A 13119-nucleotide genomic window follows, 5' to 3' on the forward strand; every position below is an offset into this window, starting at 1 on the left:
AGAAACAGAGTCAATGTCGCCCCACGTCAAGCAGGCGCTGGCGGACCTCGCGGCCCGCGTCCTCGATGCCGCCCCCGAGGCGGTCAACCGGACCTCCTTCCAGGACCTCGGCCTGGACCGGGCCGTGGCGCTGACCGAAGCGGTCAACGCGCACTTCGGCACGGCCCTGTCGACCAGCGCGGTGACCGAGTCCGGTGACCTCGACCGGCTCGCCGAACGCGTCCGGACCCAGCTCGACCGACAGGCCCCGCCGGAGGCCGTCGCCGTCATCGGCATGCACTGCCGCACCGCCGGCGCGCAGAATCCCGACGAACTGTGGGAGGTGATCAGCCAGGGCACCGACCGCACCACCGAGGTCGACGACCCGGTCGCCCTCGGACTGCTGCGCGAGCACTTCCCGGACGCCGCGCCGCCACGCTACGGCGCCATGTCCGGCAGCGAGCTCTTCGACCCGGCCTTCTTCCGGATCGCCCCGCGCGAGGCCGCGGCGATGGACGCGGCCCAACGCGTCCTGCTCGAATCCTGCTACCACGCCCTGGAGGACGCGGCCCAGGACGCCTCGACGCTGCGCGGCCGCTCCGTCGCCACCCTCGTCGGCAGCACCGGGCTCGCGCCCCAGGCCGAGTACTCCGCGCACGCCCTGATGGGCTCCGACACCAGCATCATGGCCGCCCGCCTCGCCTACCAACTGGACCTCAGCGGCCCGGCGATGACGGTGGACACCGCCTGCTCGTCGTCGCTGGTCGCGGTCGACCTCGCCCGGCGACTGCTGCTGTCCGGCGAGTCGGACCTCGCCCTGGCCGCCGGGGTGTACGTGGCCAACCACCCCGGGACCTTCGTCACCATGGAGGCCCTCGGCACCGTCTCGCCCGGCCGGGCCTGCCGGCCCTTCGACGCCGACGCCGACGGGATGCTGGTCGGCGAGGGCGTCGGCGTCCTGGTCCTCAAGCGGCTCTCCGACGCGGTCCGGGACAACGACCGGATCCTCGGCGTCATTCGGGGCAGTGCGACCAACCAGGACGGCCGGACCTCCGGCATCACCTCGCCCAGCGCTCCCGCGCAGACCGCCCTGCTGCGCGACGTCTACCGCCGCAACGGCATCGCCATGGACCGGCTGCGCTACATCGAGGCGCACGGCACCGGGACCAGCCTCGGTGACCCGATCGAGGTGCACGGACTGACCGAGGCGTTCGCGGAGTTCACCGACCGCAAGCAGTTCTGCGCGATCGGCTCGATCAAGGCCAACATCGGCCACACCATGGGCGCCGCCGGTGTGCTGGGCGCCATCAAGGTGCTGCTGTGCCTGCGGCACGGCAAACTCCCCCCGGCCACCAACTTCCGCGACGAGAACAAGCACGCCGACTTCGAGGACAGCCCGGTCTACGTCAGCCGCGAGCTGGCCGAGTGGACCCCCGACGGCACGGCCCCCCGCCTGGCCGGGGTGAGCTCCTTCGGCTACAGCGGCACCAACGCCCACGTGATCATCGAGGAGTACACCGCCCCCGAGCGCCCCGCCCGGGCCGTGCCCCGGCGCCGGCAGCTCGTCCCGCTCTCCGCGAAGACCGAGGCCCAACTGCGCGAGAAGGCCGGGGCGCTCGCCGCCCACCTGCGGGCGGCCGGACCCGACGAAGCGGCGCTCGGGGACGTGGCGTACACGCTCCAGGTGGGCCGCGAGGCGTTCCCCGAACGGCTCGCGGTGGCCGCCGGCACGGTGGACGAACTGACCACCGCACTCGACGCGTTCACGGGCGGCGCCACCGGGGTACCCGGCGCGCACCGCGGACAGGTCACCGACCGCCGCCCGGGAGCGCCGGCCCCGGCCGCCGCCGGCCGCGACGCCGACGCCCTCGCCGCCGCCTGGGTCACCGGCGCCACGGTGGACTGGCCGCGCCTGCACACCGGCAGCGCGCCCCGACGCCTCGCCCTGCCGGGACACCCCTTCGTCCGCGACGCCTTCCCGCACGTCTGGGCCGACGGCACCGCCCCGGGAACGGCCGGCCAGGACCCCGCGCCGGCGCAACCGGAACCCGGGGCCGTACCGTCCGTGCTCGGCGCGCTCGACGCGGCGGCCGAGGAGCACCTGCGGTCCGACCCGTCGGCCGGGGACCTCGAAGCCGCGCTGCGCTCCGACGTGATGGTGCGCGAGCTGACCCAGGTCTGCCGGCGGATGCTGTTCGCCTCGCTGCGCCGGATGGACGTCTTCACAGCCGCGGGCGAACGCCACCGCGAGGCGGACCTGGCCCGCCGGCTCGGAGTGGTGGACGACCACGCGGCGCTGTTCCACGGGCTGCTCGGCGTCCTCACCGACGGCGGCTACCTGCGCGCTGACGGCGAGGAACTGGTCACCACCGACCGGGTCACCGACCCGTCGACGTTGACCTGGGACGAGGACGAGCTGGCGGCCCTCAAGCGCGAGGTGACCGCCGACTACCCGGAGATGGACGGGTACTTCCACCTCCTGACGATCTGCCTGGAGGAGTTCCCCGAGGTCCTCACGGGCCGCCGCAAGGCGCACGAGGTGCTCTTCCCCGGCGGGTCGTTCGACGCCGTGGAGGCCGTGTACCACAGCGACGGCGACACCAACGGCCTGGTGGCCGGGCTCGTCGCGCGGTACGTCCGGGCGCGCCGCGAGCGCGACCCGGAGGCCACCGTCTCCGTCCTGGAGATCGGCGCGGGCACCGGCGGCACCACCGCCAAGGTGCTGCCCGCACTGGACGCCGCGGACGGGCGGCTGAGCTACGTCTACACCGACATCTCCCGCGGCTTCACGCAGTACGGGCGCAACCAGTACGGCAAGGACCACCCGTTCGTGACCTTCGCGCCGCTGGACATCGAGTCCTCGCCCACCGGGCAGGGCTTCGAGGCCGGCAGCCAGGACGTCGTCCTCGCCTGCAACGTGCTGCACGCGACCCGCAACATCGACGCCACCCTGGCCCACGCCCGGCAACTCCTGCGTCCCGGCGGCGTGTTGATCCTCCTGGAGACCACCCGCGCACAGGACTTCTTCACCCTCACCTTCGGCCTGATGGGCGGCTGGTGGGCCTTCGAGGACGACTGCCGGCTGCCGGGCTCCCCGCTGCTCAGCGTCGCCCTGTGGCGGCAGGCGCTGGAGCGCGGCGGATACCGGGCGGTGCGCAGCCTGTCGCCGGCGCCGGTGCGCGAGGACCAGGCGTACCAGGCGGTCGTCCTGGCCGAGAAGGAAGGGGCGCTGGAGGGTTCCGCCGAGGCGGCGCGCACGGTCCCGGACCGGGCCGGTGCCGAGGCCCCGGCGGAACGCCCGGTCCCGGCAGCCGTCGCCGCCGTGGCGGAGCCGGTCGCCGAGGTGGCCGCGGACGCCGCGGCGCCCGAGGAGCCGGCCGGCGGCTCGCTCCAGGAACTCGTGGTCGATGCCTGGCGCGAGGTACTGGGCGTCACCACGGCCCGCCCGGAGGACGACTTCCAGGAGGTGGGCGGCGACTCGATCCTGGCCACCCAGATCATCTCCCGGCTGAAGAGCGGCTTCCCGTTCGAGCTCGACCTCGGTGAGCTGTTCCAGGCCCGCACCCTGGCCGACATGGTGCAGCTGCTGGAAGCCGAACTGATCGAGCGCATCGACGAGTTGCCCGAAGAGACCATCAGCACCCTGCTTGCGTGAACCGGCGAGAGCCCAGGACGCCGTCGATGACACAGAGGAGTTTGCCCGCCATGTCCAGCGAAGACCTCGCCACCTCGCGCAAGGCGCAACTGTCCCCGCAGAAGCGGGCCCTGCTGGAGAAGCTGAGCGGTGCCGCCCGCGCGTCGGGGAGCACCGGCATCCCGCGCCGCCCGGCCGACGACCGCCCGCCGCTCTCCTTCGCCCAGCGCCGCCTGTGGTTCCTCGACCAGATGGTGCCCGACAGCCCCGCCTACAACGTCCCGATGAGCTTCCGGCTGCGCGGGCCGCTGCGCCGCGAGGTCCTGGAGCGCGCCGCCGAGGAAGTGGTGCGCCGGCACGAGTCGCTGCGCACCCGCCTGCCCAGCGAGAACGGCGAACCGTGGCAGGAGATCCTCGACGACGTCCGCGTCCCCATCGACCTGGTCGACGTCACCGACGACCCGGCCCGGCTCGACGCGCTGATCTTCGACGAGGGGCGCCGGCCGTTCGACCTGGCGACCGGACCGCTCCTGCGGATCACCCTCTACCGGCTCGCGCCCGAACTGCACGTCGTACTGCTCAACGCCCACCACGTCGTGGTCGACGGCTGGTCGCTCGGCCTGTTCTGGCAGGAACTCTTCACCCTGTACGAGGCGTTCGCCGCGGGCCGGCCCTCCCCGCTCGCCGACCTCGGCGTGCAGTACGCGGACTTCGCCGTCTGGCAGCGCCAGCACCTCTCCGGTGACCGTCTGGAGAACCAACTCGACTACTGGCGACGGCAGTTGGGTGACGGAACGGAGAACCTGGAGCTGCCCCTGGACCGGCCGCGGCCGCCCCTCCAGACCTTCGAGGGCGGCGACCTCCGGGACGTCTATCCCGACTCGCTGCGCACCGCGCTCCAGACGCTGTGCCGCCGCGAGGGTGTCAGCCTGTTCGTCCTGCTGCTCGGCGCGCTCAACGTGCTGCTGCACCGCTACACCGGCCAGAGCGGCATCCCGGTCGGCTCACCGGTGACCAACCGGACCCAGGTCGACATCGAGCCGCTCATCGGCATGTTCGTCAACACCCTCGTCTACAAGACGGACATGTCCGGGGACCCGGACTTCCGCGAGGTGCTGCGCCGGGTGCAGGAGGTCGTCAACGGGGCCCAGCAGCACCAGGAGGTGCCGTTCGAGGTCCTCGTCGACGCGCTGCAACCCGAGCGGTACCTCTCGCAGAACCCGCTGTTCCAGGTCTGCTTCAACTTCCTGCCCGCCCGGGAACTCAAGCCCGGCGACGAACTGGTCATCGAGGCGATCGAGGGCGTCCGCATCGACACCTCCAAGTTCGACCTGTGGATCAGCGTCGTCGACTGCGCCGACGAACTCCTGGTCGAGGTGGAGTACAACCGCGACGTCTTCGAACCGGGCACCGTACGCCGCCTGATGGACGCCTTCCGCGTCGTGGTGGAGGCCGCCGCCGCCCGCCCCGAACTCGCCGTCTCCCGGCTCCCGGTGCTCCCGGAGCCCGAGCGCCGCAAGATCGTCGAGGAGTGGAACGACACCGCCCGGACCTTCGACGGCGCCGACCGCTGCCTGCCCGACCTGATCGCCGACCAAGCCCGGCGCACCCCCGACGCCCCGGCACTCGTCTTCGACGGCGAACGGATCAGCTACGCCGAACTGGACCGCCGCGCCAACCAGCTCGCCACCTGGCTGCGCCGCCGCGGCGCGGGCCCCGAGCGCTTCGTCGCCGTCTGCGCGGAACGCTCGCTCGACCTGGTCGTCGCGCTGCTCGGCGTCCTCAAGTCGGGGGCCGCGTACGTCCCGATCGACCCGGACTACCCCGCCCGCCGCCGCGCGTTCATGCTCGACGACGCGGCCCCGGACCTCGTCCTCACCCAGGAACACCTGGTGGCCGCACTGCCCCCGACGGACGCGGAGGTGGTCGCCCTCGACACCCGCCGGGCGGAGTTCGCGAAGGAGTCCGACGAGCCGGTCGCGCACGGCGCCGGCCCGGACACCCTCGCCTACATGATCTACACCTCCGGCTCCACCGGGCAGCCCAAGGGCGTCCTCAACACCCACCGCGGCATCGTCAACCGGCTGCTGTGGATGCAGGACCGCTACCGCCTGGACGGCACCGACCGGGTGCTCCAGAAGACGCCGTTCAGCTTCGACGTCTCCGTGTGGGAGTTCTTCTGGCCGCTGCTGACCGGCGCGACCCTGGTCGTCGCGGGACCCGACGAGCACAAGGACCCGGCCACGCTCGCCGAGGTGATCCGCCGGGAGCGGGTCACCACCGCCCACTTCGTGCCGTCGATGCTCCAGGTCTTCCTCGGCCAGGACGACCTCGCCGCGCACTGCGCCGACCTGCGCCGCGTCGTGTGCAGCGGCGAGGCCCTGCCGTTCGCCCTCCAGGAGCGGTTCTTCGCGCGGCTGCCGAAGACGGAGCTGCACAACCTCTACGGCCCCACCGAGGCGGCCGTCGACGTCACCTCCTGGCAGTGCGTGCCCGGTGACGCCCGCGGCATCGTGCCCATCGGCCACCCCATCGCCAACACCCGCGTCCGGATCCTCGACGAGCGGCTCAACCCGGTGCCGGTCGGCGTCGTCGGCGAACTGCACATCGGCGGCGTACAGGTGGCCCGCGGCTACCACAACCGGCCCGAGCTCACCGAGGAGCGGTTCGTCCCCGACCCGTTCGGCGCCCCCGGCGAGCGGCTGTACAAGACGGGCGACCTGGCCCGGCTGCTGCCCGACGGGGCGATCGAGTACCGCGGTCGCGCCGACTTCCAGGTCAAGGTCCGCGGCATCCGCATCGAGCCCGGCGAGGTCGAGGCCGCGCTCACCCAGCACCCGGACGTGCAGGAGGCGGCCGTCGTCACCCGCGACGACGCACACGAACCCGACCACCGACAACTCGTCGCCTACGTCGTGCCCAACACCGGACCCGCCGTGGCGGAGTCCGACGAGGACCCGATGACCGAACGGGTCGCCCAGTGGGCGGAGGTGTTCGACCGGGCCTACGCACAGGACGCCGACCCGCGCGAGGCGGACTTCAACATCATCAGCTGGAACAGCAGCTACACCGGCGACCCGCTGCCCGCCGAGGAGATGCGGGAGTGGGTCGACGGCACCGTCGCCCGCATCCTCGCCCTCAAGCCCCGGCGCGTCCTGGAGATCGGCTGCGGCACCGGCCTGCTGCTCTCCCGCATCGCCCCGCACTGCGAGAGCTACCACGGCACCGACATCTCCGCGGCCGCCCTGGACTTCGTCCGCACCCGACTGATCGACGAGCGCCCCGAGCTCGCCGGCGTCACCCTGTCGCACCGCGCCGCCGACGAGGTCGCCGGAGTCTCCGACGAGCCCTTCGACGTGGTGATCCTCAACTCCGTCGTCCAGTACTTCCCCGACGCCGCCTACCTGCGCACCGTCCTCGGCCAGGCCCTGGACAGCCTGACCGGCGACGGCGCCGTCTTCGTGGGCGACCTGCGCAACCTCGCCCTCCTCGACACCTTCCACACCGACGTCGAACTGAGCCGCGCCACGGCGAAACTCCCCGTCGGGCGGCTGCGCGGCCGGATCGCCCGCCAGGCCCGCCAGGAGCAGGAACTGCTCGTGCACCCCGCGTTCTTCACGGCGCTGCGCGAGGAACGCCCGTCCCTCGGCGGCATCGACGTACAACTGCGCCGGGGCCGCCACGACAACGAACTGACCCGCTACCGCTACGACGCCGTCCTCCACGCCGGAGCGCCGGCCGCCGACCGCGACACGGACGTCGTCACCCTCGACTGGCCGGAGTGCGGCGGCCTCGCCGCGGTGCGCCGACGCCTCGACGAGGAGCGGCCCGAGGCGCTCGCGGTGCTCGGCGTGCCCAACGCCCGCCTCGCCGCCGTCAACCACAAGCAGGACCGGCTCCGCGACCGGGACGCCGAGGAGATCGTCGGCGAACTCGTCCGGGACACCCCGCTCGACCCCGGCGCCCACGCGGACCCGGAGCAGTGGTGGCAACTCGGCGAGGACACCGGCCGCACCGTCACCGTCACCTGGATGCCGGACGCGACCGACGGCAGCTACGCGGTCCTGCTCAGCCGCACCGGCAGCGACCCGCTCGCCCTGGAACGCGCCCTGCCGGACGGGCCGCACGCGCCGGAGAGCCTGACGAACGACCCCGCGTTCCACCGCGCCGGCGCCGAGCTGGTGCGCGCACTGCGCCGCTACCTCAAGGACCGGGTGCCGGACTACCTGATCCCGTCCGCGTTCCTGCCGCTGCGCGCCCTGCCGGTCGGCGTCAACGGCAAGCTCGACCGTGACGCGCTGCCGCCGGTGCTCGACCAGGGCGACGTCGACGGCGCCACCGCGGAGCCCACGACCCCCACCGAGCACGCGCTCGCCGAGGTGTGGGCGGAGGTCCTCGGCGTGGACGACGTGGGCGTGCACACCAACTTCTTCGAGCTCGGCGGCGACTCGATCCACACCATCCACGTCGTCGCCAAGGCCCGTCAGCGCGGGCTGGAGTTCGCGCCGCAGCTGATCTTCCGGCACGGCACGGTCGCCGCCCTGGCCGCCGCCCTGGACGAGCGGGCCGCCGCGGCCGTCGCCGCCGCGCCCGCGACGCCCGCGACCACCGCGCCGGACGACGCCGGTGCCACCCTGCGCGCGCTGTCGAAGGCCCCGGGCGTCGTCGACGTCTACCCGCTCTCACCGTTCCAGCAGTGGGCCCTCGGCGCATGGCGCGAGCGCCCCGAGCCCGGCCTCTTCCTCGTGCACCGCATGCAGCTGCTGCGGGTCTCCGAGTTCAGCGAGGACGTCTTCGTCGACTGCTTCCGGCAGTTGATCGGCGAACACCCGCTGCTGCGCACCACCTTCGCCTGGGAAGGTCTCGCGGAACCGGTACAGGTGGTACACGAGGAGGCCACCCCCGAGACGACCTTCGCCGACTGGCGCGGCCGGCCCGGCACCGAACAGGACGCACGGCTGGAGACCTACCTCGCCGCGGACCGCGAGCGCGGCGTCGACCTGGGCAACGCCTCCGGGCTCCGCTACCTGGTCGCCCTGCTCGACGCGGACACCGCGCTGGTCGTGGTGAGCCTGAACTACTTCTGCCTGGACGGGTGGAGCTTCGAGATCGTCACCGATCGGCTCCAGGAACTGCTCGACGCCGCGGCCGCGGGCCGCGCCCCGAGCCCCGCCGTGGACCGGCTGCCGTTCAAGGCGTTCGTCGACGGCGTGCGCGCCCTGCCGGACCAGCCCGCCGAGGAGTACTGGCGGCGTGCCCTCACGGGCCTCACCCAGCCGACCGCCCTGTCCGAAGGACTCCGCAAGCACCTGCCGGCGGGCCCCGCCGAGGACGGCTGCGCCCGCCAGATCATCACCCTGGACCGGGACACCACCCTGGGCCTGCGGCGCCTCTCGCAGCGCGGCCACCTCCCGCTCAACGCGCTGTTCCAGGGCGCCTGGGCGCTGGTGAACGCCGCCTGCACCGCGTCCGACGACGTGGTGCACGGCGTGCTCCTCGCCGGCCGCTCCTCGCCGGTCGCCGACCCCGAGGCGCTCTCCACGATGGTGGGTCCGGCCTTCAACATCCTGCCGCTGCGCACCCGCCTGGACCGCGGCCACGACGCGGGGGAGTTCCTCAGGGAACTCTTCGGCGCCCTCGTCGAGATGGGCAGCCACGAGACCACGCCCCTGGACACCGTCCTCGGCTGGAGCGACCTGCCCGCGGGCGCCCTGCCCTGCGAGAGCTACATCGTCTTCCAGAACGTCGGCGTGGACACCATGGAGCGCTCCGGCACCGCGTTCTTCGTCTCCAAGATGGGCTTCCCGCTGCGCCTCGACGTGTTCCCCACCAACGTCGTCACCGTGCACCTCTCCTACCACCGGGACCAGGTCACCGACGCCGGCGCGACCCGGCTCCTGCTCGGGCTCCAGTCCGTCCTCGAAGCCATGCTGGACGGTCTCGACCGGCCCGTCGGCGAACTCGCCGACGCGGCCCTGACGGACCGGCCGGTCCCGCCCGGCCTCGGCGTCTTCCACGAGGGCGAGTTCCGGGTCGCGGAGATCCGCGAACAGCAGGGCGGTGAACGCGCTTGAGCCGGCCGGTCGTCTTCCAGTTCTCCGGACAGGGCTCGCAGTACAGCCGGATGGGCTGGTCCCTGTACCAGGCGGAACCGGTGTTCCGCGATGCCCTGGACCGCCTCGACGCGGCGGCCGCGACGGAGCTCGGCGAGTCGGTGCTGGCGACCCTGTACGCCCCGGGCCGCAGCCGCGGCGAACCGTTCGACGCCATCGAGTTCACCCACCCGGCGATCGTCATGGTCGAACTCGCCCTGGCGGAAACCCTCATCGCGTACGGCATCGAGCCCGATCTGCTGCTCGGCGCGAGCCTCGGCGAGTTCACCGCGGCCGTCCTCGCGGGCGTGCTCGACGCCGACGTGTGCCTGCGGCTCCTGGTCCGCCAGGCCAGGGCGCTGCGCGCCGCGCCGCGCGGCGGCATGCTCGCGGTCCTGGAGGACGTGGCACTCCACCAGGACCTCCCGCTGCTGCGCGACCGGACCGAGATCGCCGCCCGGAACTACCCCGGCCACTTCGTGGTCTCGGGCGCCGAGGCGGACCTGGTCGCGGCCGAGGAGGCGCTGCGGGCCCGCCAGGTGGTGTGCCAGCGGGTCCCGGTCGGGTACGCCTTCCACTCGCGGCTGATGGACGCCGGCGAGCCGCTGTTCCGGTCCGTCATGGCGGGGACCGCGCTGCGGCCGCCGCGGATCCCCGTCGTGTCCTGCGCCAGCGCGGGCGAGGTGGCCCGGGTGACGGTCGACCACCTGTGGCGGGCGACCAGGCAACCCATCGCGTACGCCGAGACCCTGGCGGCGCTGGAGCAGCGCGGCCCGTTCCAGTACCTGGACCTCGGACCGGCCGGCACCCTGCACAACTTCGCCCGCAAGGGCCTGTCCGCCGCCTCGCGCTCCCGGTCGTTGCCGCTGCTCAGCCCGCTGGGCGAGGACACCCGCTCGCTGGCCGCCGTACGCGCCGCGGTACCCCCGCGCAACCAGTCCCACCCCGCATCCCGCCCCGCCTCTCCCTCCTCACCCCGCCCCGCCTCTCCCTCCGCATCCCACCCCGCCTCTCCCTCCGCTTCCCACCCTGTATCCAAGGACGGCGTCATGAAGGTGTACGGATTCCCGGGCCAGGGCAGCCAGGCCAAGGGGATGGGCAAGGACCTCTTCGAGGAGTTCCCCGAGCAGACCGCGCTCGCGGACTCGGTGCTCGGTTACTCGATCCGCGAACTGTGCGTCGAGGACCCCCGCCGGGAGCTGGCCCGGACGCAGTTCACCCAGCCCGCGCTCTTCGTGGTCAGCGCGCTGACCTGGCTCCGCACCCAACGCGAGGACCCCGAGCCGCCGGACTACCTCGTCGGCCACAGCCTCGGCGAGTACGCCGCGCTGTTCGCCGCCGGATCCTTCGACTTCGAGACCGGGCTGCGGCTGGTCACCCGCCGGGGCGAGCTGATGAGCCGGGCCGGCGGCGGCCGGATGGCGGCCGTCATCGGACGTGATCTGGCCACGGTGGAACGGACGCTGGCCGACCACGGGCTGACCGGCCTGGACATCGCCAACCACAACGCGCCCACCCAGTTCGTGCTGGCCGGGCCCGCCGACCAGATCGACCTGGCCAAGCCGGTGTTCCAGGAGCTCGGTGCGCACTACGTGCCGCTGAACGTCAGCGCCCCCTTCCACTCGCGTTATCTGCGCGACACGGCCGACGAGTTCGCCGCCTACCTCGACGGGTTCACGCTGCGGGACCCGGCGATCCCCGTCCTCGCCAACGTGCACGCCCGGCCGTACGGCCCCGGCGAGGTGAAGCAGCTCCTGGCCGGTCAGATCGCCTCGCCGGTGCGGTGGACCGACACGGTGCGGTACCTCATGGGCAAGGGCGACTTCGCGCTCAAGGAGCTCGGCCCCGGCGCGGTGCTGCGCAAGCTCGTCACCAAGATCCAGGCCGAGGCCGAGCCGCTGATCGTGGAAGAGCCCACGCTCCAGGCACCGACGCTCCAGGCACCCGCGGCCCACGAGATCACGGACCACGAGATCACGGTCCAGGCACCCGCGGTCCACGAGAGCACGGTCCACGAACCCGTCGTCCAGGCGCCCGCGGTCGAGCTCGCACCGCCGGCGGTCGTCGCGGAGGCCGTCGGCGCGGCCCGGCCCGCGGCGCTCGGCGCCGACACCTTCCGCGCGCGCTACGGCCTGCGCCACGCCTACCTCGCCGGCTCGATGTACGGCGGCGTGTCCGGCCCGGAACTCCTGGTGCGCCTCGCGAAGGCGGGCGGTATGGGCTTCTTCGGGACCGGCGGACTGTCCCTGGACGAGGTCGCGACGGGCCTCCAAACGGTCCGCGCCGACCTCGGCGCCGACGGGGTCTACGGCGCGAACCTGCTCCACCAACACGCCGACCCGGCCCGGGAGATGGCGCTGGTCGACCTCTTCCTGCGCACCGGTGTGCGCACCGTCGAGGCGTCCGGCTTCCTGCGCATCACCCCCGCCCTCGTCAAGTACCGGCTCAGCGGCGGCCGGGTGCTCGCCAAGGTGTCCAGCACCGACATGGCCGCCGCGTTCCTCGCGCCCGCCCCCCGCGCCCTCGTGGCGGACCTGGTCGACGCGGGCGCCCTGACCGGGCAGGACGCCGCGCGCTACGCGGACCTCCCGCTCGCCGACGACCTGTGCGTGGAGACCGGATCCGGCTGGTACGACGCCGCAGGCAGCCTCACCACCCTGCTGCCCACCGTGCTGCGGCTGCGGGACGCGGCGTCCGGCACCGGGCCGCGGGTGCACGTGGGCGCGGCCGGCGGCATCGGCAGCCCGGAGGCCGCGGCCGCCGCGTTCCTGCTCGGCGCGGATTTCGTGCTCACCGGCTCGATCAACCAGTGCACCCCGGAGGCGGCCACCAGCCCGGCCGTCAAGGACCTGCTCCAAGAACTCGACGTGCACGACGTGGCCCTCGCGCCCGCCCCGGAGATGTTCGAACTGGGCGTGCGGGCGCAGGTGGTCAAGCGCGGCGTGTTCCTGCCCGCCCGCGCCGGCAAGCTGCACGAGCTGTGGCGCCGCCACGACTCGCTGGCCGACCTCGACGCCCCGACCAGGGCCCGGATCGAGGAGAAGTTCCTGCGCGGACCGCTCCCCGCGGCCACCACGGCGGCCGGCGGAGACCCCAAGCGGACGATGGCCGACGCCTTCCGGACCTACCTCGACCGCGGCTTCCACCTCGCCCAACGCGGCGAACCCGGCCGCACCGTCGACTACTTGATCTACTGCGGACCGGCCATGGGCGCCTTCAACTCCTGGGTGCGCGGCACCGTCCTCGCGCCCTGGCAGGCCCGCCACGCCGACACCGTCGCCGAGCACCTGATGGCCGAGACCGCCGCACTGCTGCGTGAGCGGGCGGCCCGGTTCACCGCCGTGTGAACCGCCCCCGACGTACAAGCTCCTCGTCTGCCGAATGACCCCGGCCTCCGTGCGGAGACCGGGCAGC

Annotated in this window: 3 protein-coding genes; all 3 read left to right on the forward strand. The window is 73.3% G+C overall.

Annotation, left to right across the window (positions count from 1 at the left end):
* The first annotated feature begins 13 nt into the window (after positions 1-13).
* From ACFVT2_RS10590 to fabD, 3 genes are read left to right on the forward strand one after another with little or no spacing between them, the layout of a single operon-like run.
* Entirely contained in the window at positions 14-3634 is a 3621-nt protein-coding gene (locus ACFVT2_RS10590) for a beta-ketoacyl synthase N-terminal-like domain-containing protein (RefSeq protein WP_390014810.1), read from the forward strand.
* A 50-nt stretch (positions 3635-3684) separates the two neighbouring features.
* Entirely contained in the window at positions 3685-9687 is a 6003-nt protein-coding gene (locus ACFVT2_RS10595; RefSeq protein ID WP_390014812.1) for an amino acid adenylation domain-containing protein, read from the forward strand.
* Complete coding sequence (gene fabD / locus ACFVT2_RS10600; RefSeq protein WP_390014814.1) at positions 9684-13052, forward strand: ACP S-malonyltransferase; 3369 nt, start codon at positions 9684-9686, stop codon at positions 13050-13052. The genes ACFVT2_RS10595 and fabD overlap by 4 nt, the downstream gene beginning before the upstream one ends.
* Positions 13053-13119 lie beyond the last annotated feature (67 nt).

Source organism: Streptomyces sp. NPDC058000 (genome assembly GCF_042886435.1).
Classification (GTDB): domain Bacteria; phylum Actinomycetota; class Actinomycetes; order Streptomycetales; family Streptomycetaceae; genus Streptomyces.